Source organism: Candidatus Palauibacter sp. (genome assembly GCF_965237495.1).
Taxonomy (GTDB): Bacteria; Gemmatimonadota; Gemmatimonadetes; order Palauibacterales; family Palauibacteraceae; genus Palauibacter.
This window is the reverse complement of the sequence record NZ_OZ250143.1, coordinates 3148189-3174342: the sequence shown is the minus strand read 5'-3', so window position 1 is coordinate 3174342 and position 26154 is coordinate 3148189. Positions and strand designations below refer to the sequence as shown.

Sequence of the window (26154 nt, the reverse complement as noted above, 5' to 3'; positions counted from 1 at the left end):
CGGGACCAGCTTCCCCCCAGGCTGTCAGGCCAACCGCAAGGAGGTTCCCGTGTCGAAGCCACGCCGCGTCCCCGTCCCGCCAACGCTCTCCACCCTCTTTCCCGTCCTCATCGCCGCTGCGGCCGCGAGTCTCTGCCCCGGAAGCGGGGGTGGGCTGCTGGCCCAGACCGCTGGGGGAGACGCCGACGGAGCGTCCGCCTCGTGGGATGTCACCGCCGCGTACGGAGCGACGCGCGCGATCGACTTCACGACCCGCGAGGGGACCTGGATGTCGGTGGACGTCGCCCCCGATGGCGGTTGGGTCGTGTTCGATCTCCTCGGTCACGTGTACCGCGTGTCGGCGGAGGGAGGCGAAGCCGTCGCCCTCACCCAGAACAGCGGCGTCGCGATCAACTTCCATCCCCGCATCTCGCCCGATGGGCGCTCGATCGCGTTCGTGTCCGACCGCGGGGGCCAGAACAGCCTCTGGGTGATGGACGCGGACGGCGGCAGCCCGAGGCCCGTGTTCGAGGACATGGGCGTGCGCGTGGTCGAGCCCGCGTGGACGCCGGACAGCCGCTACATCGTCGTCCGCCGCTACGAACTGGGGGGCGCGCGGGCGCGCGGGATCTGGATGTACCACCGGGACGGTGGGGAAGGGGTGGAACTGGTGGGGGATGAGGTCGAGAACCCGTCGTGGCCCTCGGTCTCCGCGGACGGCCGCTATCTCTATTTCCACGTCAGTACGCCGGGGCAGGGGGTGGCTTTCGCCGAGCCGGGGTTCGACGGATTTGACGACGCGGCGGGGCCGCCGGGCACCGAGCGCGACGCGCTCCAGGGGGCGTACAACCTGCGCCGCATGGACCTGCGGAGCGGCGACATCATCTCGATCACGCACGGGGAGCCGTCGCGCCAGTACCGCCTCTCGAGCGGAGGCGCGTGGGCGCCCGAGGTGTCGCCCGACGGACGCTGGCTCGCCTTCGCGCGACGGATCCCGGACGGGACCATCCTCTGGAAGGGACACGAATACGGCCCGCGCACGGCGCTCTGGCTGCGCGATCTCCGCACCGGCGCGGAACGCGTGATCATGGACCCGATCGAGCGCGACATGGTCGAGGACACGAATACGCTCCGCGTGTTGCCCGGCTACGCGTGGTCTCGCGACGGCCGGTCCATCGTCCTCGCCCAGGGCGGAAAGATCCGCCGCCTGCGCGTCGAGAGCGGAGAAGTGGAGACGATCCCCTTCGAGGCGCGCGTCCACCGCGTGATCTCGGAGCAGGCGTACGCCCCCATCGACATCGACGAGGGCGATTTCCGCGTCAAGTTCACCCGCTGGCAGGTCGGATCGCCCGACGGCCGCCGCCTCGCGTTTCAGGCGGTCGGCAAGGTGTGGGTCATGGACGTTCCCGCGGGAACGCCGCGCAGGCTGACGCCCGATTCGTTCTCCGACTTCGAGTACTCTCCGGCGTGGTCGCCCGACGGCGAGTGGATCGCGTTCACCAGCGTCGACGAGGCGGGGGCCGGCCATCTGTGGAAGGCCCGGGTAACGGACGCCGGCGGTGGGGCGGGCGGCGGCGGCGCGCCGGTCCAGTTGTCGGAGGAATACGGCGAATACAGCCAGATCGTGTGGAGCCCCGATGGCGAGCAGATCATGGCCGTCCGCGGCTCCGGGGTGACGGCCCGCACGCGCACCTACGCGCATGGCCCCTGGTTCGACATCGTCCTCTTCCCGGCGGACGGGGGGGCCGCGGCCGAGGTGACCCGCGTTTCCGGACCCACCCTCTCCACGCGCACCCAGTTCGTGCGCCCATCGTTCGGGCCGGACGGCAGGATCTTCTATCCCCAATTGGGGATGGAAGGCGGCGAGGGCTCCACGCTGGTCTCGGTGCGCCGCGACGGGAGCGACCGGCGGGAACACGCGAGCTTCCCGTTCGCGGATGAGATCGTCATCTCCCCCGGCGGAGACTGGATCGCCTTCAACGAAGGGGACAACGTCTACCTGACGCCGTTCCCCGCGTCGGGGACGGGGGCCGAGACGGTCGAGATCGACAAGAAGAAGGGGACGCTGCCGGTCCGCCGCCTGAGCCGGACGGGCGGTCTCTTCCCGGCGTGGCGGGACGCGCGCACCGTCCAGTTCGGGAGCGGCCCGAAGTACATCGCCTACGACGTGACGACGGGGTGGGCGGACACGACGGAGATCGACCTGCGGCTGCCGCGCGACTTCGCGGCGGGGACGATCGCGCTCACCGATGCCCGGATCCTCACGCTCGAGGACCGACAGGTGATCGAGTCCGGCACCGTACTCGTGCGCGATGGCCGCATCGCCTGCGTCGGGGCGTGCGATACGGCCGGGGCGGACCGCGTCGAGTCGCTGGCGGGCAAGACGATCATCCCCGGCTTCATCGACATGCACTCGCACTTCTTCCGCGAATACCGCGGGATCATCCCCATGAAGGCGTTCGAGGCGGCGGTGCCGCTGGCCTACGGCGTCACGACCAACATGGACAACTCGATGTGGTCGCAGGACGTCTTCCCGGCCGCCGAACTCATCGAAGCCGGCATGCTGATCGGGTCGCGCACGTACAGCACCGGCGACCCGCTCTACATGGGCGACGCCGCGCGCCAGAACGACCTGACCTCGTATTCGGTCACCGAGGAGGAGATCGAACGCCTCCAGTCGTGGGGCGCCGTCTCCATCAAGCAGTACCTGCAGCCGCGACGCGACCAGCGGCAGTGGGTGTCCGACATCGCCCGCCGGCGCGGCCTCATGGTCACGTCACAGGGCAACGATCTGCTCCACAACCTGACCAAGATCATGGACGGTCAGACCGCGTGGGAGCACTCGCTCACCTACGCCCCGATCTACGGGGACGTGGCGAAGTTCTTCGGCCGGGCGGAGGCGGTGTACTCCCCGACCTTCAACACGCGGGCCGGGCCCTGGAGCGACGAATACTGGTTCGGCGAGAGCGACGTGTGGCTCAAGGAGAAGCTGCGTGCCTGGATGCCGTGGCAGCAGCTCGTGGGCCACACGCGGCGGCGGGCGCTGCGCCCGAAGACCGACTACATCTTCCCCATCGTGGCGCAGGGCCTGGCCGACATCATGGCCGAGGGGGGTCGCGGCGCGATCGGGGGGCACGGCCAGCAGCACGGCATCTGCTCGCACTGGGAGGTGTGGATGGCGGCCACCGCCCTCGGGCCCATGGGTGCGCTCGAACTCGCGAGCGTAGAGGGGGCCTACTTCCTCGGAGCGGAGGACGACTTGGGGACGATCTCGGTGGGGAAGCTCGCGGACCTCATGGTGCTGAACTCGAACCCGCTCGACGACATCCGCAACACGGAGGACATCGCCTATGTGATGAAGGACGGCCGGCTCTACGTGGGCGACACGCTGGACGAGGTGTGGCCCCGCCAGCGGCCGTACGGTGCGCGACCGTGGGTGAACCCGGACGCGCTCAGGATCGGCCCGGTGCCGGTCGAGGTCTGGGACTCCCGAGGCTCCGGACGCTAGTCACGGCCGGGCATGAAGAAGGCGTCGTTGTCGGTGATGACGGGTCCTCGGCCGATGTAGCGCGTGAGGTCCGGACCGACCATCGAGACATATCCCGCGATCGTCTCCGGCGATCCGAGGTCTCGCACCACGGTCGGGTTGGCGGCCGCGCGCGCGAGGATCGACTGCATCACCACCGCCCCCATCGGTTCTCGCGTCGCGACCACGTACGTGTGGGTCGACCCCGTCGACCACAGCACCATCTCGGGGAAGATGTCCCAGACGGTGCGCAGGATGTCGCGGTAGTCGCTCTCCCGGACGCCGTGGATGGGGATCCACTGCATGAACACCCCGTCCTCGGCGAGCCGACTCTCGATCAACTGGTAGAACTCGCTCGTGAACAGCGCCCATGAACTCGCGTTCGCGGGATGCGTCGCGTCCACCGAGATGATGTCGTAGCGGTCCTCCGTCCGGAGGAGGAAGTTCCGCCCGTCCTCCACGTGCACGCGGAGCCTGTCGCTCTCGAGGACGTTGTAGTTCTCCTCCGAGTAGACCGCCGCGGCCTCGATCATCTCTGGCGAGAGGTCGACGGCGTCGATGACCGGGATCGCGTGCGTGTCGAGGGTGCCGGTCGCGATCCCGTTCCCGAAGCTCAGTACGAGCGCGTTGCGCGCGCCGGGCCGGATGAGCGGCGGGAGGTGGCCCAGCAACCGAAAGGCGGCCATGCTCTGTGGGTCGGTCGGCACTTCGTCGCGGCCGTTGACGAAGGACATCTTGAAGTTGTCCTCGGGGACCTCGAGTACGGCGACCGTCGTCTCGACGCCCTCCTTGTAGAAGATGAGGCGGTCGGTCTCCTCGTAGTACGAACCGAGGTAGAAGCCGGTCGGCAGGACGGCCACCCCCAGGATGAGGGCGGCGGCCGCGCCCGCCGGCGCCCAGCGGAGAGTGCGCCCCGCGCCGCGATCGAGCAGGATGGCGCCCGCTCCGATCGCGAGGTTCAGCGCCGCCAGCGCCACCGTCGTGTTGCGGAGGCCGAGGACGGGCACGAGCACGAACCCCGTCCCGATCGAGCCCACGATCGCGCCCACCGTATTCAGTGCGTTCACGCGTCCGATGCGCAGGCCCACGGATTCAGCGCGTTCGCGCGTGTAGAGACTTCCCACGACGGGGAACAGCGCCCCCAGCAGGAGGGTGGGCGGAAAGACGGTGACGAAGGCGATGAGAAACTCGTACGGGACGGTGTAGCCGCCGAGCCTCTCCTCCAAGTGGAAGGACGGGAGGCGCGCGAACACATACAGGATAAGGATGGCCAGCAGCCCGACCGCCAGCTGGAGGGCTCCGAAGTCTCGCAGCGCCGCCCGTCGCCGCCGCAGGATCCAGCTGCCCCCCGCGCTTCCGAGCGCCAGCCCGGCCAGAAAGACCGTCAGCATGAGGGCGAACGAATAGGCCGCGTGCGACGTGTGGATGTAGAGGATTCGGGCCCACACGACTTCGTAGCCGAGGGCGATGAAGCCGGACACGCCGTAGGCCACCGCGATGTACCTGAGCGCCCGCGCCGAAATCGGCAGCCCCCGGCCCGCGGGCATCGCGTCCGCGTCTCCGTCTCCGGCGCTAGCCCCGCCCGGTGCCGGCTCGGCGGCCGCCGTCCCCGCTCGCGTGAGCCGGGGGAGGGCGAGGGCGCCCACGGCGACGAGGAGGTTGATCGCCACCCCGAGGAAGATCGTCTCCAGAGCCCCGAGGTAGCGGAGGAACACGAGCCCCGTGAGGACGCACCCTGCCGCGGCGCCCGCCGTGTTGACGAGGTAGAGCCACCCCACGTCGCTCCCGATCCGGCCTCCGTGCGTCGCGTAGACGCGACTCATGACCGGGAGCGTGGCCCCGATCAGGAACGTCGCCGGCGTGAGCACGGCCAGCGAGAAGACGAGCCGGGTCAGCGTGAGCCAGAACCCGCCGGCCGGGAGCGCGTTGCTGAGCCCGGGATACACCCCGTGCAGCGCGCCGAGCAGGAACGGCGACAGCGCGGCCAGGACGGCGATCCCCACTTCGAGCAGCGCATAGGTGCGCAGCGGCCGCGCGTGGGCGTCGATCCGCCGGCCCATGACGTAGCTGCCCAGTGCGAGGCCGATCATGTACGCGCCGATGACCGCGCTGTACGCGTAGACACTGACCCCGAAAGTGAAGATGGACTGCCGCACCCACGCGATCTGGTAGATCAGCCCGCTGATTCCCGACAGGAAGAAGAGGACAAGCAGAGACGCCCGCCGCACGGAGCTACCCAGCTCCGTGCCCCGATAGCGGTTCGGTCATCAGCTTGCAATCCGAACCCATCACGTACCCGATGGCACCTATGACGTCAGCCATCCGGGGCTGGCTGAGCATACCCACATACGAAGCCGGTTGGGCCATGTCGGAGCGGCGAATTACCGAAAGACCTTCCGCCTGCGCCACGCACGACTTGCGAAGTCCAAACGAGCCCTGCTGGAAAAAAACGCAGTTTCTCAACACCTGCCTCTCCGAGAGCTTCCTGGACGTTAGGGACACGGCCAGGCAGTAACGGCCTCTATTGAACTGTTCTTGAGATACGATTATGAACGGACGCCGCTTGCACGATGCGTCCAGGACATCATGTATTTCGCCAGGCAGAATCTTGTTCAAAACGGGTTTTCTGCACACCATTCGGCACGAGCCGCCGCCGCCAAATCAGCCCACGACTCCTCCTCATCGTAGGCCTCCACACGATTGTCCTGATCGGGATCCGTGATTCCCGATCGGTTCGAAGTGCACAACCACTTCCCATGGCTCGGTAGCCAGTGTCCAGTTGCTTCGCTTGCGGATGAACTGTTGCTCGCGGGCGGCAAGCTGTCGACTGGGGCCGCACGCATGTACTTCGTCGCATAGCTCACAATCCCACCCTTGCTTAGATCTTGTCGAGGTGAGGAAGGACAACCGATTCTGTGTAATCGATGGTGTTGCTCAGGTACTCGCTAGGGGGAGACCGAAAGCTACGAATCCGGCTGGGATCGATGCTTACTGCCCCCTCGGAAGAGAGCGTGACCTGAGGCCACTGTGACATCACTTCGACGTACAGCGAGCGCGGATCTTCGCGAAGAACTTCTACCGATACGTCCCGCTTCGGATTCGAGAGTTCATCGCCCTGAGCAAACTGCGCGGCGGCGGTTTCGTATTTCAGAGATACGAAGGACAGCCGGTCGTGGTGGAAACGCGGATCGCTCCTAGAAAGACGAAGCACATCTCTGCTCAGAAACGACACTGCCGAACCGTCCGGCGCATGTGCCTGCCCACGAATCCGAGCCTCTGCCAAGACTCGCTGCCGAGACTCGCCCAAGGCAGTGAACGCAGCCCCACATGCCCAATCGAAATCCTCGAAGACGACATCGTTTGACGTCGGCCAGCTACATCCGAGGAACAGGCGCACCGGATCGTCCTGGGCTTTTCGGTCGATCGTGATCGTTAGACTCTTGCGTTCATCCTCACGCGTCAAGCTTATCGAGAACAATCTCTCACCGCTCCGCTGCCGCTCACCGGGTTGGTATTGGAATGCGATGTCGTCCACACCAAGGGCCTCGCACACGGCCGAGTGAATGCTCATCCCGATCTGCCGCGTGAGGTTCCTGGGCGGTCCAATCAGAAAGGCGAAACTCAGGCCTCGGGTTTGGTACGAGTTCTTTAGCATGCACCGCGGCTAGGTTGAGATAACCCGCTGGCGGGGGACGGTTTCGTCTCGCCACACGAGGCACCGAAGTTAGTCTCCGGCCGATGGCACGGACAGCCCCAAAAGGGGTGGACCAGCAAGGCTGCCAGAAGACTTCCGAAGTTCGGGCGGCGCTGGCGGCAGCCCCATCCTACCGATGGTAGTCCGGCAGGTTCGTCCAACGCGGAGATGCCCGGAAGCGTGTTGCAACCCGGCGTGGATGGTGATCGAAGTCGACCTTGACACACCGGTGTGCGAACGCACCGGCCGGTGTTACGATGGGCTGCCGACCAGGCTCACCAGCTGATCGACTTCGACGTGAGGACGTGGTCGGGCATCCTGTAGCTCAATCCTTCGTCGTCGTATACCGAGATCTGGAGAAGCTGCGTGAAGTTGTGTGCCCGAACCCGCTGGATACCCGCCAGGGTCCGCAGGACGCGCTGCTTCGTCCGGTACTGGAACAGCGTACCTCTTTCCCGGAAGGACCGCTTCGGGAAGTCGAATGCGGTAGCGAGCCTCTCTCCTATGAGCGCGCGCGAAAGGCGGTATGCCAAGCTCACCAGCTTCTCTTGCTGAGCTGGATCCTGAATATCCGCAACGATCGGAATCGCCTTGATCAGCATGTTCGCCACGGTTATCGAATCGATGTCCGCATCCGGTTCGCACATATAGCTGGTATTGTAGATCTTCTTTGCATCCTCGGCGGAGGTATAGAGGATGGTTTCCGGGATGCCCATGACGTACCCGGCGTAGCGCCAGACCTGGAGAACGCTCCGTTGTTCTTCTTCGTCGAACTGCGCGCCCAGCAGCAGCGAGTATTCAATCAGGCGCTGAGAAAAGACGGAAATCGCGAAGCCAAGGTGCGCCGCGCTCACCGGCGTACCCCAGGCGTCGTGGTCCCATTCCTCTGACTTGTTGAGCAAACTCCTTATCCGGGTATGCACGAAACGAATGCGCGCGGACAGCCTCCACCCGTCGCCTTCTCGCTGCAGGCCGCCGGGGAAGAAGATGCCCATCATGTGGCGGTTGTTCTGCTGCCGTCGCCGTCGGGTGGACGCCACCCGCCCGGTGATGTTGAATGACTTGGCGATCAGCGTGGAAAAGCCCTCCACGAGCACCCCGGTGACGAACGCGGCGAGCATGAGGTCCACATTCCCATGGAAGGCACGGATGCCCGGACGGAGGGCCTCGTAGTCGAGCCAGGGCGGATCCTCGAGGTTCTTGAAGAAATTGCACAGGGGCTCCGGCGCGGTCTTGAGAACGTCATCGCGCCCCTCGATGCCGGTGCCGATGAAGCGGTGCAGTTCGCCCGCAGGCATCGAGGAGAGTTCCTACATGATCGGGTCCAGTTCAGGATCGCCGATGCGCGTGTGCTTGATGTAGCTGTCAACGGCCTCCGGATCGGTCGGCCGAGCCGTCCTGAAGCCCTCCGCGTACGCCGTGGGAACGTTCACTGGATTCGTGCCTCCTGAAAGCTCTCCTCCAAGCTCACCTGAGCCTCTGAGTGACACAGCAATTTAGCATAGCACCCGACCGCCCACCCATGCCAACGCTGGGCGGATCCGGCGCGTGTCGGCTGGCCGGGTTGGCTCCGCGACGACAGTTTGCCGGGTCCCGTCCACACGCGATCGAGGAGCGTCCGATGCGAACCAGGCTGACTACCCTGCTGACCGCCGCGCTCGCCGCGGCTTCCGCCGTCCCGGCCGCCGCCGCCGCCGCGGCCGCTACGGTTCAGGAAGTGACGGCAATCCGGGCTGGCCGTCTCATCGACGGATCCGGGGCGACGGCGCGTGACGACCAGGTCATCATCGTCCGGGGCGAACGGATCGAAGCCGTGGGTGACGCGTCGGCGGTCTCGATCCCGGCCGGCGCACGGGTCGTCGACCTCAGCGGGTACACCGTGATGCCCGGCATCGTCGACGCGCACGCCCACCTCTCGATCCGGCCCGACATCCGCACGCTCCAGGGGCAGCTCGAGGGGATGGAGCAGCATGACGCGATGCAGATGGCGCGCATCGTGCGGAACATCCGCGTCCAACTCATGTCCGGCGTTACCAGCGTATACGTAGTGGGGGAAGTTCACTACAACGACATCCAGGCCTCGCAGGCGGTGGCCGAAGGCGTCCTCCCCGGGCCGCGGATCTATCCCAGCGGCAACTTCATCTCGACCACGGCAGGCCACGGCCCGGCCGAGTACCGCACGACCAACGGACCGTGGGAGATGCGCACCTTCGTCCGCCAGAACTACGAGATGGGCGCGCATCACATGAAACTCACGATCACGGACCGTGCGCGGGTGGGCCCCAACAACGGCACCCCCTACGCGCCCGGCGAGAGCAACTACACCAGGGAAGAGATCGACGCGGCGGTGAACGAACTGCACCGGCTGGGGATCGAGGCCACGGCGCACGCCAACGGCGAATCGATCCGGCTGGCCGTCGAAGCGGGCGTGAACTCGATTCAGCACGGGGGCAACCTCAACGAGGACCTGATGGACCTCATGCTGAGCCACGACGTGGGGTTCGTGAACACCTACACCATCGGTTACCAGAGCGTCTTCAACGAGTGGGGCTTCCTCGACAACGAGGCCGGGAACATCCGCGACTGGCTGGAGCGCGGGCGCAAGGTGCACGAGCGGGCGTTGGCCGAGAATGAGAGTCGCGCGCAGCGACGTCTCGACCGCCTGGGGCAGCTCCGCCGGTCGAAGGAAAAGGGGGTCGGCGTCGGCATTGGGACCGACAGCATGCACGGGTTCATGCCGCTCGAGATGGAGAACCTCGTCGCGGCCGGGTTCACGCCGCTCGAGGCGATCACCGCCGCCACCGGCCTGAACGCGGAGATCGTGGGGCTCGATGATGAGGTGGGGACGATCGCGGCGGGCCTGTTCGCCGATATCATCGCGATCGACGGCCGGCCGGACGAGGACATCCGCGATATGGGCAACGTCGCCTTCATCATGGTCGGCGGGCGCAACCAGACCGGCCTCAGCTTCCGGTAGCCCGGTCTGACGGGAGTGGATTGGAAGACCTGACCCGGGGGTCGATCCCCCGACACATCGTGCGCATGGCCATCCCGATCGCGATCGGGATGGCCTTCCAGACGCTCTACTATCTGGTCGACGTGTACTTCGTCGGCCGGATCGGCGAAGCGGCCGTGGCGGGTCTGACCTCGGGCGGCAACGCCTGGTTCCTCGTCATGGCCCTGACGCAGGTGCTCGGCGTGGGCACCATGGCGCTCATCGCGAACGCCAGCGGCCGCAAGGATCGCGCCGACGCGATCCTCATCTTCAATCAGAGCCTGGGTCTGGCCGCGCTCCTGGCCGCAATCACGCTGGTCGGCGGCTACACCCTGACGGACTGGTGCATGGAGGCGCTGGCGGCTGACGCCGAGACCGTCGCGGAAGGCAGCCTCTATCTCCGCTGGTGCCTTCCGGGGCTCGCGCTGCAGTTCGCGCTCGTGTCGATGGGGTCCGCGCTCCGAGGCACCGGAATCGTGAAGCCGACCATCTTCGTGCAGGTATTCAGCGTCGGCTTGAACGCGATCCTGGCCCCGTTCATGATCGCCGGCTGGGTGACCGGGCGCCCGCTGGGCGTGCTGGGCGCCGGGCTCTCCACCACGATTTCCATCGCGGTCGGCGTGCTCATGATGCTCGCTTACTTCCTGCGCCTCGAAGGCTTCGTTCGCTTCGACTTCGCCTGCGTCCGGCCCCGCCCCGAGGCGTGGGGGCGCATCCTGCGCGTGGGACTTCCGCCCGGCGGGGAGTTCGCCCTCATGTTCGTCTACATGGCCGTCATCTACTGGTGCATCCGGGGGTTCGGCGCGGAGGCGCAGGCCGGTTTCGGCATCGGCAGCCGGGTGATGCAGGCCGTTTTCCTGCCCGCGATGGCGATCGCCTTCGCGACGGCGCCGGTGGCCGCCGCGGAACGCCCCGAGGTGCGGGAGATCACGAGTCGGCAGAGCGTCCTCCGCCTCCTCGTGTACGGCGATGTCCCGGAACGTACGCTGAAGGAACTGGCGTACGGCATCGAAGAGGGGCTCTCGTCTCTTCCGGAGGTGTCCCTGGCCGAGGACCAGCGGCGCCCGCCCGTACGAGATCTCCATCGAGGTGCCGCTGCGACGACTCCGAGCCCTTGGCCTCACTCTCGACGACGTCGCGTTCGCCGTGCGGCAGAGTTCGCTGGAACTGTCCGCCGGCAAGGTATCCACGGGTGGCGAGGAGATCCTCGTTCGTACGCTGGGACAGAACTACAACCAGGCGGACTTCGAGGACATCATCGTCCTCACTCGGTCTGACGGCACGTCGGTTCGGCTGGGCGACATTGCAACCGTACGTGACGGTTTTGCGGACACCGACCTGGACGTGCGCTACAACGGGCAGCGGGCGGTGCGCGTCGATGTGTACCGGACCTCGGGCGAACAGGTGCTGGACATCGTCGCGGCCATCAAGAACTACCTCGCGGCCGACGTGGTGCCGAGCCTCCCCGAAGGCGTCTCCGTCGAACTCTGGAAGGATGACGCGGAGCAGGTCAGCGGGCGTCTCGGCCTCATGATCAAGAACGCCCTGCTCGGACTGCTCCTGGTCTTCGGAGCGCTGGCGCTGTTCCTGGAGATCCGGCTGGCCATGTGGGTGGCCGTGGGGCTGGCCGTCTCGTTCCTCGGCACCTTCCTGGTGATGGGATTCCTGAACATATCGATCAATATGTTCTCCATGATGGCGCTCGTCCTCGCCCTGGGCATCGTCGTGGACGACGCGATTGTGGTTGGAGAGAGCGTCTTTGCCGAACGGGAGCGGGACGCTCGCGGGCTGGAGGCCGCCATCGACGGAGCATTCGACGTTCGGAGCAACCTCGACGACGGGTTCAGGGAGCTGCAACTGGAGCTGAAGCCGAGGGCCCGTTCCCTGAACCTGACCCTCGATCATTTCGCGGCCCGGGTACGGTCGGTCTTCTTCGGGGCGGAGGCGCTGAGGGTGCCGCGCGGCCGCGAGGATATGCGGGTGTATGTACGGCTCCCCGAGGAAGAGCGTAACTCCGCGACGGATGTAGAGAGGTACCTGGTGCGGACGCCCGGTGACGAGGTGCCGCTGGGGCAGGTCGCGTCCGCGGGGTTCGCCCGCTCGTCCGCCGCCATCCACCGGGTCGACGGTCGACGCGCCGTTACGGTCACCGCCGATGTGGACCCCCGGAGCGCCACGAGCCAGCAGGTGAACGCCAGTCTGGAGAGCGATGTCCTGGCCCAGCTGACCGCCCGGAACCCGGGACTCGTCTACACCTACGGCGGCCAGAGAAAAGACCAGGAAGAGGCGATCGCCGTGCTGGGCAGGTCGCTCGTTCTGGCCCTCCTGATCATGTACGGCCTGATGGCGATCCCGTTCGGTTCGTATTCCCAGCTCCTCATCATCATGACCGCCGTTCCGCTGGGTGCGATCGGCGCGCTGGCGGGACACATGCTGCTTGGCCTCAGTTGGGGCCTCTGGTCGCTGTACGGGCTGATCGGCGTCCTCTTCGCCACCCTCCTCCTGATGCTGGTCGTGCCGGCGCTGGTCATGTCGCAGTACAACCTGGCCGATTGGAGAGAAAGCCGCCGACTGGGGTGCGCCTAGCCCCCTACGCGCCTGGCCCCCTACGCGCCTCGTTCGGCGAGGCGCCGGCAGTACAGGTGGATCCAGCGATTCGAGAAGCCCAACACCCTGGCGCGGCGGGTGATGGCCGTGACCTCGCGGCGGGTCATCTTCGTCTCGCGGTCCAGCACCTCAGGGTTGGCTCGGCTGATCGCCAGAGTGCGGACGGCGAAGAGGAGCGGCAGCAGGCAAAAGAGGCGCACGCGGTGATGCCGCCTCGGGATCATGCGCATGTAGGCGCGCGCCGCGGCCAGGTGGCCGTCGGCCTTGCTGACGAGCCGGCCGAGAACCTTCATCGCCGCGTCGTGGTTGGCGGGTTCGAACAGTTCGCCGGCGCCCATGTCCGCGTCGGGGAGGAAGGAGGCGGGCACGTACACCCACCCGCGGCCGCGGTCTTCGTGCAGCCCCCGAATCACGTTCACGGTCTGTAGTGCCAGGCCGAACTCGCGCCCCAGAGCCATCATGCGCTCCCGCTCGTTACCCAACCCGGAGAGCCGGAGCACGAACAGTTCGGTTAGCAAGTGCCCCACGCGTCCGGCCACCTCGTGCATGTAGTCGTCCAGGTCCGCCTCGGTATGAAAAACCGACCCCCGAAGCGTCCAGCGCGCCATCCCGGCGCTCGATCTACGAACGTGGCGTACCAGGATCTCGCGCGCGGCGGGCGCCAGCCGCTCCAGTCCGTCGAGCACGGTCAGCGCGTGGCGGGCGACCAGGGCGTCGGGTGTGTCCTCCCCGGCCTCCCCAAGGCGCTGGATCAGGGCTTCGCGGTCCCCACCACCGTCGAGGACGCGCCTCCATTCTTCCAGCAGGGCGACCTTCTCATCCTCGCCGAGTTCCTGGTTGTCCTCGAGATAGTCGGATACGCGAAGGAGCAGGTAGGCGACGGTGATCTCGCCGCGAAGCGGGTCGGGAAGGAGCTCGATGCCCACCGCGAAGGTGCGGCTGGACCGTACGAGAAGCTCACGAAGAGTGGCCATGGCCGGGTTGTTCAGGACACGGCCCGGGCCGCGACAGGATCGGACTTGATCAGGAGCAGGCGGCTGTTCGCGGGATAGAGCCACTCCGCACCCCGTTCCGTAACCACCGCGTCATCCTCGAGCGGCACCCGCAGCTTCGCGCCGCCCCATTCGGGGATCGCCGTGTACGCGAACAGTTCGATCGAGAGCAGGTTCGACGGCACGACCTCGAACGTGAGACGTCGCGGGTTCCAGGTTGCGATCGAGGGGCCGATCCCGTGGCCGAGGTTGCCGACCGAATGATGCCCCTCCCATGTGACATCCGTCTGCGGGCCGTCGGTCGGCTCATTGAACGGAATGGGGTTGAACCCGGCCCCCCGCAGCGCGGCCCCGATCCGATCCATGTTCTCGCGGGCCGTAATCCCGGGCCGGATCGCGCGTCGCGATACCGCTCGCGCGGCCAGCGCCTGGTCGAAAGCGTTCTGCACCCCCGGCATGGCTTCGGTTTCGCCCGGCCGCAGAACGTAGGCGACGCGCTTCATGTCCGTGCAGAAGTTGAGGTGACAGACGCCCCAGTCGATCATCATCACGTCGCCGCCCTGGATGATGCGATCGCTCGACACCGCCTCGACCCCCTCGGGCCCCGTGATGTAGATCGAAGGGAAGCCGAAGGACGAGCCGAGTCCACGCTCGAGAAGCCGGTCCATGAGCCACCAGGCGACGTCCTTCAGGGAGGTGACGCCGGGCGTCATGACCTCGTTCGAGAGTGCACGCTCGGCGAGTTCCCTGGAGATCTCGCCCGCCTCCGCGAAGCCCGCGATCTCGGAGGCGACCCGCCGCGCCCTGAAATCGGAAACGAGCTTCTCGGCGGAAACGAACCGCGACTGCCAGGGTTCGCCCAGGGTCTCGGCCAGGTGGTGGTAGCCCGTGTAGGAGAGCCCATCCGCCGCCCCGATGTTCTCCCCCATGTTGAGGCCGATCCGCTCCGGGTCGCGTTCGGCGACGAACGCCCGCAGGTCGAAGTTGCCCGTAACGATGTCGTAGGCCCCGCTCCCGGCCAGGAGGTAACCGCTGATCCCGAGCGCGGCGCGCTCGATCCGGTCCCCGCCCCGGTCGGTGAAGATGTAGTAGCCGATCGGGTTCACATAGCCGACGCCGAGGTCCGGCGTGAGCGGGTCGTCGAGGCCTTCCTTGCGGACCGTGATCCACATGTCGATCCCGTTCTCCCGCATCACCTCGGGCAGCACGACGTCGAACTTCTCGCGCCGCATCTGGCCCATGCGCTCCCACCGCCGTCGCGCCTCCTGTGCCTCCGAGGGAACGGGAATCAGGGGAAGGAGCAGCGCCGCGCAGAGTCCCGCGCGGGCGACCCAACCCTTCGGAATGACCTGAAACATGGCCCCTCCCGGGTGTTCCTAGAGATCCCTCGGCCAGAGCTGTGGCTGCCCGTCCAGGGATACGGCTCCGAAATCGCGGAGGTCGATGGTCACGATAGCCCGGGCGCGGAGCCGCTCGGCTACGGCCATAACCACGCCGTCCACCAAACCCAACCGCAGGGAGCGGTAGGTTGCGTGCAGGTCCGCGGCCCGCCGCAGATCAGCGAGTCGTCCCCACTCGATCATGAACCTGCCTTCCGACAGGTCGTCCCACAGCGCGGCGGCCACGGCAGCCCCCAATCTCGCCCCTACGATGTAATCCAGTTCCGGGAGGATGGCCCACGGCAGAATCCATTCCCCGGGCCGGTTCTCGTAGGCGTTGCGGATTGCGTCGTGATCCCGGGCCCTGCGGTCGAGGAGTGCCACGATCGCGCTGGTGTCGGCGACGATCACGGGTCAGTCGCCGTCCCTTCCGTGAGATCCCTCTCCGTTTCAGGGGCGTCCCCGGCAAGGTCGTCCTCCCCGAACCCGTCCATGTATTCCTCGTACCGCTCGGCCAGATCCGGCATGCCGCTGTCGCCCATGCCGATGCTGCGCGGCAACCGGGCGCGTACCTTGCGGGTGGCATACTCCGCCACCGCCTCCCGGATCAGTTCGGCCGCGGAGCGGTTCTCGGCGTCCGCGATCGATTTCAGCTTGCCGTAGTCGGTCGCGCGCAGGTAGACCGTCGTCTTGATCTTGTCCATGCAGCATATGGTATATGGTTGACAGCTATGCGGCAACCCGCTCGCCCAAGGCGGGTTTGTAGCTCCGCTTCGCGGCTCTTCCCCTGCATCTGCTCAACGCTGCCGGTCAGCCCACGGGTTGACGACTTCGATACCGGTGCTACGAAAATCTCGCTCATTCCGCGTGACCAGGGCGAGGCCGTGACGTACCGCCGTGCCGGCCAGCATGGCGTCCGGCAGATGATCGTCGAGCGGTTCTCCCCGCCGCCGCTTCGCTTCCATGATGCGGGCGCAGGCTCGAGCGTCGGCCAGAGTCCAGTCGAGGATCCGTCCGCGGAAGAGTTCGTCCAGTACGCCCTGGAACCGCTCGGCCAGATCCTCCCGTCGGCGGCCAGCCTCCATACGGCCGATTCCGTTGAGGACTTCCCACACCGTGATGGACGCCAGACCGATTCCCTGGGGGGAGATTCCGTCGAGGAACCCGGCCACTCGCGGCTCGGGGGCCGGCCGCATCATCTCGGAGACGACGTTGGTATCAATGAGCCACCCGAGCGGCCGGGTCACGCTTCGCTCGTCCGCTCGTCCTCGAACACGAACGGCTTGTATCCGTGACGAGGCAGCGGCGGCAACTCGACCCCGTACTCCGGCCCGAAGTGCCGCTCGAACACCTCCGAGGGCCTCGTCCCGCCTTCCGTCTTTTCCCGCTTCTCATGAATCAGGCGGCGGACGAACTCCTCCATCGAAATGCCGGTGTAGCGTGCCTCGCGCCGAAGCCAGGCCTTGTCCCCCGGGTCGATATCCCGGACGGTAATCGTGCTTCCCATAGTGCTTCACTCTCCACGGCAGCGGTCCAACACGAGAAGACTAATGCTAGCAGCCATTGCTTGCAAGCAGCACGAAGCTCACGATCTTCTCAACCGTTCGACTGGCAACGGGGGGGCGGCTGGGACATTATCGGGCATGCCTGTTCTAGCGCGACGCCTCGCCGACCTGGGGACCGAGAACGCCTTCAAGGTCAATGACGACATCCAGGTCTGTCTCGACCGGGGGATGGACGTCATCCGCTTCAACATCGGCGCTCCCGACTTCCGCAGCGCACCCCACCTGAACCGCGTCGCCGTGGCCGAACTCGAGGCGGGGAACTCGGGGTACTGCGACGCGGCCGGGCTCCCGTCCTTCCGTGAGGCGATCGCGCGCCACGTCTCGGCGACGCGCGGGATCGAAGTAGAACCGGACCGGGTCGTGGTCACCCCCGGGGCCAAGCCTCCGATCGGGTACACCTTCCAGACCTACGTCGACCGGGGCGACGAGGTCATCTATCCGAGTCCCGGGTTCCCGATCTACGAGTCATGGGCGACCTTCGTGGGCGCGCGCCCGGTCCCGCTGCACCTCTCCGAGGAAGGCGGCTTCGCCTTCACGGCGGACGACCTCGGGGCCCTCCTCTCCGAGCGCACCCGGCTCATCATCCTCTGCTCTCCCTCGAATCCGACCGGCGGCGTGCTTTCGGCCGAAGATCTTGCGGGAATCGCGGAGGTGGTCCGCGAACGCTGCCACCCGGATGTGCGGATCTATTCCGACGAGATCTATGAACACATCCTCTTCGACGGAGCGGAGCACCACAGCATCGCTTCGCAACCCGGGATGGCGGAGCGGACGGTGATCGCGAGCGGCCACTCGAAGGGCTTCGCCATGACCGGATGGCGGCTCGGCTGGGCGGTCCTGCCGACGAGCGAAGAGGCCGAGGTCTTCAAGCAGCTGAACATCAACATCATGTCGTGCGTGCCGCCCTTCCTGCAGGAGGGAGGACGGGCCGCGTACGAGGACCCCGCCACGGCCGACGTCGTGGCGCACATGGTGGGAGAGTTCGAGCGGAGGCGGGACTTCATCGTCCCCGCGCTCAACGCGATCGAGGGCCTGCGCTGCGAACTGCCGAAGGGCGCCTTCTACGTCTTCCCCAACGTCTCCGGCATCTGCGACCGGCTGGGCGTGTTCGAGGCGCACGAAAAGATGCCCGCGGAGTCCCGGGCGCGGACGACCCCCTCGGGCATGCTGCAGATGTTCCTCCTCTACCGGTACGGGGTAGCCACGATGGACAGGGCCTCGTTCTGCCGCATCGGCTCGGAGGGCCAGCACTTCCTCCGCATCTCGATCGCGAACGGCATGGAGGACATCGAGCGCGGCGTGGCGCGGATCGAGCGGGCCGACGACGACCCGGACGGATTCCGGGAGTTCGTCGAGACCGAGCGTCTGTGGGACTGAACCCGGAGATGGAGTGGACCGCGGGATCCATCGCCGCACGGGGCGCGGTCCCCCTGCTGCTCGCGGCCCTGGCAAGCGGAGCGGGCCCGGGAGGGGGCGCGGCGCAGTCCCGCCCGGAGGGCTACGGGGCGCTCGTACTCGAAGCTCCGGCCAGTGTGGAGGCGGCCGCCTACGGGAATGCGCCCTACCTGTTCGGCGGCGGGTCGGACCTCCTCTTCTACGCGCCTGCCCTCATCGCCCGCGCGGACGGCATGGCGTCCGGCCTGCAGCGTTACGGCTCGGAGGGCACGCTCGCGACGCTCGCCGGGAAGGGCGCCGTCGGGCTGGGCGACTTCGCGGTTGGTCTCCAGTATCTGCGGTACAGCGGCCGCGGGATCGCTCCGGGCCCGGATCTTCAGGGCGCGGCTGCCACGCCGGACGGCTCCCCCGTGACCGAATTCGCCGCCTCGCTCGGCTACGCGCGCGAGCTGTTCGGCGTGTTCGGCGCGGGCATCGTCGCCAAGTACCTGGAGCTTCAGTTCGCGCGCGGACTGGACCGCGCCGTCGTGCTGGATGTGGGCGTCGCGCGCGAGTTCGGGCCCACCATGGTTAGCCTCGCGGCCCGCAACCTGGGATCCGACCTGGAGCTTCACGGACGGGGGGTCAGGATCCCGACCCAACTGGCCCTCGGCGTCTCGACCGAGCGGTTCGAGGTCGGCGAGCTGGACATGTTCCTCACCAGCCAGCTCCTCCGCCGCCGGGACGGCGAAATCATTCCGGCCGGCGGCGTCGAACTCTCATACTGGCCCGTTCAGGGCTACACCTTCCGCCTCCGCGCCGGGCTCCAGCGCGTGGTCGAGGACGAACGGAGCCCGTTCACCTTCGGTTTCGCCTTCACCGGCGACGCCCTCACGGTCGAGTACGCCTTCCAGGCCTTCGACGTGGACGGAGACGCGCACCGCCTCGGCCTCAGCTTCCGCTGACAACCGAGGCGCTGAGCCTCGATCCCCCGGCTGGCCCGGGGACCACGTCCAGATCCGGCCCGTAACATGACAAATCCTACATGCCATGTTAGATTTGCATAGTTATGGTGCTGATACCACGAAAGATCAAGTTGCGGGTGGAGAGCCTGCTGGCGCGGGCTCCATCTGTCGTACTGACAGGTCCCCGACAGGTTGGCAAGACGACGCTGGCCCTCGAGATCGCGAGCGAGCGGGGCGCCGCCTACCTCGACCTGGAACGCCCATCCGATCGGGCCAGGCTGGCGGATGTAGACGCGTACTGTGAGAGGAACGCGGATCGGCTCGTCGTGTTGGACGAGATCCAGCGCTTGCCGGACCTTCTTGAGCCGCTAAGGGGAGTCATCGATCGACGTCGGCGGGAGGGTCTCCGAACGGGACACTTTCTGTTTCTCGGATCCGCTTCCATCGACCTTCTTCAGCAATCCGGGGAGACGCTCGCGGGACGTGTGGCATACTGCGAGATGCAGCCACTGAACGTTCGGGAGGTGGGCGAAGATAACCTCGATGACCTGTGGCACCGGGGCGGTTTCCCCGAGAGTCTGTTGGCCGGCGGTGACGAGCAGAGCTTCGAATGGCGGTTTGATTTCATCCAGACCTATCTGGAGCGCACCATCCCGGCCCTCGGACCCCGGATACCGGCAGAGACGCTGCGTCGTTTCTGGACCATGCTGGCCCACAATCAGGGACAGACGTTCAATGCAGCGGTTTTGGCCAGGTCCCTGGGGCTCAGCGGCGTCACTGTCGGCCGCTACCTCGACCTCATGGTCGACCTGCTTCTCGTGAGATGTCTCGTCTCGTGGCGAGAGAACATGCGCCGGCGACTCGTCAAGGCGCCCAAGACCTATCTGAGAGACAGCGGCGTCTGTCATGCTCTTCTCGGTATCGGGTCACTGGACGCCCTCCTCGGTCATCCGGTGGTTGGCGGCAGCTGGGAAGGCTTCGTGATCGAAAACATCTTGAGCGGACTCCCGCCCCATGCCTCGTGCGGTTACTACCGGACCGCGGGCGGCGCCGAGATCGACCTCGTGCTGGCGCTCGGTGGAGGGGAGACGTGGGCCGTCGAGATCAAGCGGAACACCGCGCCCAAGGTGTCGCGCGGTTTCCACAGCGCCTGTGAAGACCTCCGACCCTCGCGGAAACTCGTCGTCCATCCCGGCCGCGACCCCTTCCCGCTCGGCCGCGACATCGAGGCTCTACCCCTGCCGCAAATCTGTGAGGAGTTGGCTCTCCGGTAGCTGGTGCTTCAGGGGTCGCTCGAACCCACCCGACTCGTCAGGTCGCGTCTTCGCCCATGTAGAAGGCGGCCACCCGATTGGCCGCGGCGCGGGCGGCTTCTACGTCGGTGCCCATGGCGATCGACGCCTCACACCAGGCATCGCTGCTTTGGCGAGTGAAATCCCTCCCCTCGGCGGAGGCGAGCCACTCCGCCGCCGTATCCGGGACGACCGCAGGGTCCGAAGAGAAGTGCTGATCGAGGCCGTACATGGCCTGGTCCCAGCCGATACCGACCGCGCCCGGCCCGAACTCCTCCCAGAATTCCGGAGGGAAGGCTGCGAGATGTTCGAGACGGACTTCGGTGAGGCATTCCGACAGTTCCGAGAGCGTCACCGTCACCCAACTGACGTCTCCGTGCATGCGCCACGTCAGGACGAAGTGCTCTGGCGGCTCACATTCCGTGATCTCCCCGCTCGCATTCCCCTCGAGCTTGTAGCTCCCGCCCGGGCGCAACTCGCCGGAAATCGGCAGGAACCACTTCGGAATCCGGGCCGCGTTCGTCAGTGCGTTCCAGAGATCTTCCCGGTTCACGCCGTACACCCTCGCCGCAACCAGCGCGTGGACGGGCCGGCCCTCATGCTCGCGTTGGCTCAGTTCACGCCTGACCGAACCGACGCTCCCGGTGGTGTCCTTGCTCATGCCGACGTCATTGGAGAGTGCGCCCCTCAGCTGTCCGGCCAGCGGTCGGAAAAGCCGACGTTGTTCACGACGACGGTGCCGGCGGCCGTGCGGTCGAAGAGGAGGCGGATCTCGCGGGGGCGGGCCGGATCGAAGGAGGGGTTGGCCTCGACCAGGTCGGCGAGCGGGATCGAGAAGGACTGGAGTACGAGTTCCCACTGATTGTCGAAGGACGCCGCGTCGTTGCGGCGCCGCACCACCATCTCGAGGGGCCTCCGAATCGGCCCGTAGTCCGACAGCCGTACGCTCGCGGCCTCGCCATCGGCGTCTGTGACCACGACCGAAAGATCCACCGGCTCCTCGTCCTCCTCCCCCTCCTCGCGCGCGCCGTCGTCCCGTTCCCGGGCGACCCGCGCCGCGTCGTCGTCCTGCCCCTGGTCTTCGTCCCCGGATCTTCGCGGGCCCGGGCGACCCTCCACGGCCGCGAGCTGCAGGTCCAGGCGAGATGTCGCGCTCAGTCCCCACTCCGCCCCCAGGGCGTCGGGCAGCACGATGGCGTAGCTCGCCGGCGTCCCGAGCGCGTCCCCGTCGCCGGCGATGTGGTTGTTCCAGCCCAGCCGGAGGGCGTTGTTTTGCTGCGAACTCGACGACGTCGGCCGGTTCTGCGACCGGAGATCGAGCAACTCCTCGCGCCACACGCCGAGCGAGTCACCCCGGAGCTTCACGCCGTGCGCGGTCCCGGTCGTGACGTCGATGTCCTCCTCGAAGGTGGCGAGCGGCCGGAAACTGCTCGATTCGAACTGCGTGATGTACATCGTCTCCGGCAGCCAGCCCCCGATCGCGCGGTGGTCCCGGAACATCGGCATGTAGTCCCGATTGTCACGCAGCGTCGTCTCGAGGAAGGCCGAGACATAGATCCTCGCGAACTCCCGCTGCGCTTCTCCGTCGATGAGTCCCCGCAAATCGAGCCGCCGGGCGCTTCGAGGCCCGTTGTCCTTGTTCTCCCACACCGTGTTCCACTGGCCGTGGTTCGCCCGATACATGTAGATCGCGGTCTTCAAGTAGTCCCCGTCGTCGGTGAACTCGAGCCGGTTGAACAGCCGCAGCCCGTGGAAGCTCGTGACGTCCCCGTCGTGCGAACCGTGGAACACCATGTAGTTGACGTTCTCGACCGGCACGAGCCGGCCCGTGGGCAGGTACTGACCGTCCACCGGGGCGATCGCGATGATCCCGCGGATCCCGTGATTGAAGTCGAATTCCAGCGAGGCGTCGTCCGGATAGCGAGACAGCCGATTGAAGGCCGCCGCGTGTCCCACCGCTTCGCCCCCGCGCGAATGTCCGATGAGGGCGATGCGGTCGAAGTCGATCCTGCCATGGAAGGGGGTGGATTCGTCCGCCGCGAATCCCTTGAAGGCGTCGATGTGCTTGAGCAGGAACCACCCGCGCCCGTCGTTCTCGTTCCGGATGCCCCCGTTGATGAAGTTCATGTCGACGGACGCGAACACGAACCCGCGGCTCGCCAGCAGCTCTCCGAGGTACCCGTAACCGGGGTCGGAGAAGTCCTTCATGTTGTGGTTCCCGTGCACGATCAGGACTAGCGGGAACCGGCCCTCGCCCGCGGGATACCAGACGCGGCCGTTGATGGGGAACGCCTTCGGCGTGAAGCCCCAGTAGCCGTTGCGCTCCTTCGCCGTCGCGCCCAGCGACACGAGCTTGGAGGCGTCCACGGTCTCGGTCACGATCGAGACGGAATCGCGGTACTCGGGCCGGCGCCTGTCCGTCCCGCTACCGTAGTAGAGCCGCCGCACCTCGTAGGGGCCCGGAGTCGCCGGGTGCTCGGCCTGAAGCCGCTGGTCGGCCAGGACCGAGGCGTGGTCCGAGGGCGTCAGCCGGAGCGGACCGTAACACCCCGCTCCCGCGACTGCGGTGACGACCGTCAGTACGGCCGCCGCCGCGAGGAATCGTCGCGTCTTCAACCGCCGAGGTCCTCCGACTCCGGCCCCGGCTCCCGCTGCCCGCCCTCCGGCGCCTCGAGGGAGAACCTGAACTGCTCGGCCAGTTCGGGATCGTTCTCGATCTCCAGCACGCGCTTCGCGATGTACTCGCCGAGCACCGGTCCCTGCTTGAAGGACTCGGCGGTCCCGAGGCCGGCGAGCCACACGTTGTCGAAGTCGGGGTGCTTGTCGACGAGGAAGTTGCGGTTGGGACCGAAACAATAGTGGCAGGCGCGCGTCTCATTGATCGCAGCCCCCACCATGTCGGGGAAGTACTGCGCGAGGACCTGGCGCGGGCGTTCGTGCGCCTCGGGGGGCACCCAGCGGTCGCTCGTGTCCGGATCGTCGCCCGGCTGCCCGCCGGTCCGCACGCGGAAGCCGCGGTGGTCCGGGCCGAGCGCCGGCCAGCCCGTACACCCCGGTACGCCATAGCTCGGCATGTTGGGGAACATGAAGCGCTGATCCGGCACCGCGTAGTAGAAGACGTTGCCGACCGGGATGCGGACGCGGTCCCCGAACAGTTCCGGGAACGTCTTTCCGATCCAGGGGCCGACCGCGAACACGAACGTCGAGGCCGCCAGCGACTCCTCCCCGCCCAGCGTCACGTCGTTCAGTTGGCGACCGTCCGATTCTCCGAGAGCGGCCCGCGCGATTCGGATCTCGCCGCCCTCCATCTCGAACCGCTTGGCCACCGACTCGATCGCGCGCCGCGCCCGTACGACCCCCGCGTTGGGTTCGTGGAGTCCCAGGGAGACCCCCTCCTCCGTCCGGATCCACGGCCAGCGGTAGTTGATCTCGTCGACGTCCAGCAGTTCGTAGTCGACCCCGAGCCGATCCCACTGGGCCATCGTGTCCTCGAGGTACGGGATCATCTCCTCGCGCAGGATGAGATCGCCCGACTGGTAGAAGACACGCGGGAGGAGGAGTTCCTGTCCCTCTTCATCCCACTGGATCCAGCGCCGGATGGCCTCGTTGGCCCACCGGTTCCAGACGAAACCCGCGGGGCGGCCGCCGTACGACGAGCGAACGCCGCGCGTCTCTCCTCCGGAGGTGGAGCGCGAGTTGCCGGGGCCATACGCGTCGAGCACGGTGACGGTGGCGCCGAGGCGCTGAAGATTCAGTGCGGTCCAGATGCCGAAGCTGCCCGCCCCGATCACGACCACGTCGGGGGCCTGACCGCCGCGTCTGCGGAGGGGTGTGGCGCGGGGCGCCGGGACCGCGCCCTCGAACAGGGGCGCGCGCGCCAGCGAAGAGGCGTTGCCGAGCGACAGCCCGGCCGCGCCGGCCGTGGCCGCCCTCAGAAAGTCGCGTCGATCGATCGCCAAGTGCGCCGTCCCTTCCCGAAGCGGATCCAGGGCGTCAAAGCTGTCTCGCGCGCTGCGCTCCGTGCAAGCGCTATCGTCCTGCCCCGCGACGCTCGAAGTCCGCATCCATGAGAAGCCAGGTGTTCGGATCGATGACGACATCACGCGGCTCCGCCTCGACCGGGATCGTGAAGACGTTGCGGCGCGCGTCGACCTCTACCACCTCGATTCGAGGCGGCACGGCGGCTCCGTGTACGCCGCGCTCGCCCGGTCCGTCCGGCGGGAGGTGGATCCCGATCCGGAACGGCATCCGAAACGTGTAGGCGTCGTCCTGCATCTGATCGATCTCGACGTGGATCGCCCCGGCCTCGGCGTCGTAGCTCCAGCCGCCCTCGACCTCCAGCCACCCGCCTCGATACAGCCACTGGTCGAAAAACTCGCGCAGATCGAGGCCCGAAGCCTCTTCCATCGCCCGCCGGAAGTCCGCCGTGGTCGCGTTCCGGTCCCGGAACTCCCGGTAGTAGTCCTGGATCCCGGCCCAGAACGCGTCCTCGCCGACCACGCCGCGCAGCATGTGCAGCGTCCACGACCCTTTCTGGTACGTCCCGGCCCCGCTCGTGACCCGGCTCATGTCCGCCAGGTTGTCGTGCACGATCCGATAGTCGGGGTTCTCGGCCATGAAGGCGCGGATCCCGTCCCGGCTCACCTTCAGCCGTTCGACGAACTCGTCCCGCCCGTACTGGTGTTCGATGAAGAGGAGGGTGAAGTAGGTCGCGAAGCCCTCGCTGAGCCACACGTCGTCCCAGTCGTATTCGGTGACCGCGTTCCCGAACCACTGGTGGGCGACCTCGTGGATGATGACGTTCCGCCAGCGGATCGAGCGCTCGCCGGTGACGGAGTCGTCGCCGTAGAAGATCGCGGTCGCCGCCTCCATCCCGCCGCCCACGCTGTTGGACTGCACGTTGGCGAGTTTCTCGTACGAATAGGGCCCAACCCAGTCCCCGTAGAACTCCATCGCCTGTTTCGTCGGGACCGCGAAGTCATGGAAGCCGGCGTCGCGGTCCTGCGCGTAGACCCACGTCTGGATCGGCACCCCGTTGTAGTAGTCCACGGTCTGCACGGCGAAGCGCGCCGCGCCGAGCGCATATAGCCACGTCGCGATCGGAACGGACTGCTTCCAGTGCGTCCGGCGTGTTCCCTCCGGCAGGTCCGTTTCTTCGATCAACAATCCGTTGGAGATGACCTGATAGTGGGCCGGAGCCGTGACGATCAGTTCGTTCGTGGCCTTGTCGTAGGGGTGGTCGATCGTCGGCAGCCAGTTGCGGGCCTTGTTGGGCCAGTTGTCGCTGAAGAAGGTCCGGTCGCCGTGCTTGTTCGGACCGATGATGAGGCCGGTGGCCGGCACCCCCTCGTAGGCGACGGTGAGCTGGCGCCGCTCGCCCGCCTCGGTGGGCCGTGCCAGCGAGACGACCAGCGCATCGTCCTGGTGCGTGTACTCGAGTGGTCCCGAATTCCCGATGACGCCCCGAACCCGCATCCCGGTGCCATCGGGCTTCTCCTCAATGAGATCCAGTCGCACCCGCTCGACCCCTGCCTCCAGGAACCGGAGGCCGATCGTCGCCTCGCCCGAGATCACCTCCGTCTCGTCGCTCAGCGTGAGCGCGAACGCGTAGTTGAGCGCGTCGATGGCGGCGTTCTTCGGATAGGTGTCCGCCCGCCGCTCGGAGCGCGGCTCCCCGGGCGGCTCGGATACCAGCCTCGGCCCGACGTCCGACGAACCGAGCATCAGCGCTGAGAACAGCAGCAGCGGCAGGGCGTATTTCATCGACACCTCGTTCGCATGGTTCC

Annotated in this window: 21 protein-coding genes and 1 pseudogene; 7 read left to right on the top strand and 15 right to left on the bottom strand. The window is 67.0% G+C overall.

Features of this window, described 5'->3' with window-relative positions:
• Positions 1–49 precede the first annotated feature (49 nt).
• On the top strand, positions 50–3487 hold the full coding sequence (locus tag ACPXY0_RS13910; RefSeq protein ID WP_423925523.1) for an amidohydrolase family protein: 3438 nt from the start codon (positions 50–52) through the stop codon (positions 3485–3487).
• Here the strand turns inward: ACPXY0_RS13910 and ACPXY0_RS13905 are convergent.
• The 5 genes from ACPXY0_RS13905 to ACPXY0_RS13885 all read right to left on the bottom strand — a co-directional run bounded on the left by ACPXY0_RS13905 (position 3484) and on the right by ACPXY0_RS13885 (position 8632).
• Positions 3484–5733 (bottom strand): fused MFS/spermidine synthase, encoded by a 2250-nt coding sequence (locus ACPXY0_RS13905; protein WP_423925521.1) that lies wholly within the window; start codon positions 5731–5733, stop codon positions 3484–3486. The genes ACPXY0_RS13910 and ACPXY0_RS13905 overlap by 4 nt on opposite strands.
• Before the next feature lie 4 nt (positions 5734–5737).
• Positions 5738–6142, bottom strand: a complete 405-nt coding sequence (locus tag ACPXY0_RS13900; RefSeq protein ID WP_419936070.1) for a type II toxin-antitoxin system PemK/MazF family toxin — start codon at positions 6140–6142, stop codon at positions 5738–5740.
• A gap of 241 nt (positions 6143–6383) precedes the next feature.
• Positions 6384–7040, bottom strand: coding sequence for a hypothetical protein (locus ACPXY0_RS13895; RefSeq protein WP_419936071.1), 657 nt, complete (start codon positions 7038–7040; stop codon positions 6384–6386).
• A gap of 434 nt (positions 7041–7474) precedes the next feature.
• Positions 7475–8497: an oxygenase MpaB family protein gene (locus ACPXY0_RS13890; RefSeq protein WP_423925518.1), complete on the bottom strand. Its 1023-nt coding sequence runs from the start codon at positions 8495–8497 to the stop codon at positions 7475–7477.
• A gap of 12 nt (positions 8498–8509) precedes the next feature.
• Positions 8510–8632: a hypothetical protein gene (locus ACPXY0_RS13885; RefSeq protein WP_423925516.1), complete on the bottom strand. Its 123-nt coding sequence runs from the start codon at positions 8630–8632 to the stop codon at positions 8510–8512.
• A 188-nt stretch (positions 8633–8820) separates the two neighbouring features.
• On the opposite strand from ACPXY0_RS13885, the gene ACPXY0_RS13880 reads away from it, so the two are divergent.
• From ACPXY0_RS13880 to ACPXY0_RS13870, 3 genes and pseudogenes are all read left to right on the top strand, one after another.
• Positions 8821–10176 (top strand): amidohydrolase family protein, encoded by a 1356-nt coding sequence (locus tag ACPXY0_RS13880; RefSeq protein ID WP_423925514.1) that lies wholly within the window; start codon positions 8821–8823, stop codon positions 10174–10176.
• Between the two features lie 65 nt (positions 10177–10241).
• Positions 10242–10718 (top strand): annotated as a pseudogene (locus ACPXY0_RS13875) (MATE family efflux transporter); the annotation flags it as partial.
• 565 nt (positions 10719–11283) lie between these two features.
• The gene (locus tag ACPXY0_RS13870; protein ID WP_423925512.1) at positions 11284–12780 is read left to right on the top strand and encodes an efflux RND transporter permease subunit; all 1497 of its coding nucleotides are present in this window, start codon (positions 11284–11286) and stop codon (positions 12778–12780) included.
• Between the two features lie 20 nt (positions 12781–12800).
• Here ACPXY0_RS13870 and ACPXY0_RS13865 read toward each other — a convergent pair whose 3' ends face one another.
• The 6 genes from ACPXY0_RS13865 to ACPXY0_RS13840 all read right to left on the bottom strand — a co-directional run bounded on the left by ACPXY0_RS13865 (position 12801) and on the right by ACPXY0_RS13840 (position 16679).
• Positions 12801–13775 (bottom strand): phytoene/squalene synthase family protein, encoded by a 975-nt coding sequence (locus ACPXY0_RS13865; protein ID WP_423925510.1) that lies wholly within the window; start codon positions 13773–13775, stop codon positions 12801–12803.
• A gap of 11 nt (positions 13776–13786) precedes the next feature.
• Complete coding sequence (locus ACPXY0_RS13860) at positions 13787–15151, bottom strand: M24 family metallopeptidase (protein WP_423925508.1); 1365 nt, start codon at positions 15149–15151, stop codon at positions 13787–13789.
• Between the two features lie 18 nt (positions 15152–15169).
• Positions 15170–15583, bottom strand: coding sequence for a type II toxin-antitoxin system VapC family toxin (locus ACPXY0_RS13855; protein WP_420463449.1), 414 nt, complete (start codon positions 15581–15583; stop codon positions 15170–15172).
• On the bottom strand, positions 15580–15876 hold the full coding sequence (locus ACPXY0_RS13850; RefSeq protein WP_423925506.1) for a ribbon-helix-helix protein, CopG family: 297 nt from the start codon (positions 15874–15876) through the stop codon (positions 15580–15582). The genes ACPXY0_RS13855 and ACPXY0_RS13850 overlap by 4 nt, the downstream gene beginning before the upstream one ends.
• Positions 15877–15969: 93 nt before the next feature.
• Positions 15970–16419 carry a type II toxin-antitoxin system VapC family toxin gene (locus tag ACPXY0_RS13845; RefSeq protein ID WP_423925504.1) on the bottom strand — a complete coding sequence of 150 codons (450 nt, stop codon included), beginning with the start codon at positions 16417–16419 and terminating at the stop codon, positions 15970–15972.
• Positions 16416–16679 carry a FitA-like ribbon-helix-helix domain-containing protein gene (locus tag ACPXY0_RS13840; RefSeq protein ID WP_419940340.1) on the bottom strand — a complete coding sequence of 88 codons (264 nt, stop codon included), beginning with the start codon at positions 16677–16679 and terminating at the stop codon, positions 16416–16418. Before ACPXY0_RS13840 ends, ACPXY0_RS13845 begins: the two co-directional genes overlap by 4 nt.
• A gap of 136 nt (positions 16680–16815) precedes the next feature.
• Here ACPXY0_RS13840 and ACPXY0_RS13835 point away from each other — a divergent pair, with 136 nt between their 5' ends.
• The 3 genes from ACPXY0_RS13835 (at position 16816) to ACPXY0_RS13825 (ending at position 20350) form a co-directional block, all read left to right on the top strand.
• Positions 16816–18114: a pyridoxal phosphate-dependent aminotransferase gene (locus ACPXY0_RS13835; RefSeq protein WP_423925502.1), complete on the top strand. Its 1299-nt coding sequence runs from the start codon at positions 16816–16818 to the stop codon at positions 18112–18114.
• Positions 18105–19076, top strand: a complete 972-nt coding sequence (locus ACPXY0_RS13830; protein WP_423925500.1) for a hypothetical protein — start codon at positions 18105–18107, stop codon at positions 19074–19076. The genes ACPXY0_RS13835 and ACPXY0_RS13830 overlap by 10 nt, the downstream gene beginning before the upstream one ends.
• A 110-nt stretch (positions 19077–19186) precedes the next feature.
• Entirely contained in the window at positions 19187–20350 is a 1164-nt protein-coding gene (locus tag ACPXY0_RS13825; protein WP_423930689.1) for an ATP-binding protein, read from the top strand.
• A 37-nt stretch (positions 20351–20387) separates the two neighbouring features.
• Here the strand turns inward: ACPXY0_RS13825 and ACPXY0_RS13820 are convergent, their stop codons facing one another.
• The 4 genes from ACPXY0_RS13820 to ACPXY0_RS13805 form a co-directional block, all read right to left on the bottom strand.
• A complete protein-coding gene (locus tag ACPXY0_RS13820; protein WP_423925498.1) occupies positions 20388–21029 on the bottom strand; it encodes an SRPBCC domain-containing protein in 642 nt (213 codons plus the stop codon).
• A 26-nt stretch (positions 21030–21055) separates the two neighbouring features.
• On the bottom strand, positions 21056–22984 hold the full coding sequence (locus ACPXY0_RS13815) for an alpha/beta hydrolase family protein (RefSeq protein ID WP_423925496.1): 1929 nt from the start codon (positions 22982–22984) through the stop codon (positions 21056–21058).
• On the bottom strand, positions 22981–24327 hold the full coding sequence (locus ACPXY0_RS13810) for an NAD(P)/FAD-dependent oxidoreductase (RefSeq protein WP_423925494.1): 1347 nt from the start codon (positions 24325–24327) through the stop codon (positions 22981–22983). The genes ACPXY0_RS13815 and ACPXY0_RS13810 overlap by 4 nt, the downstream gene beginning before the upstream one ends.
• 70 nt (positions 24328–24397) lie before the next feature.
• Positions 24398–26131: a M1 family aminopeptidase gene (locus tag ACPXY0_RS13805; RefSeq protein ID WP_423925492.1), complete on the bottom strand. Its 1734-nt coding sequence runs from the start codon at positions 26129–26131 to the stop codon at positions 24398–24400.
• Between the last annotated feature and the right edge of the window lie 23 nt (positions 26132–26154).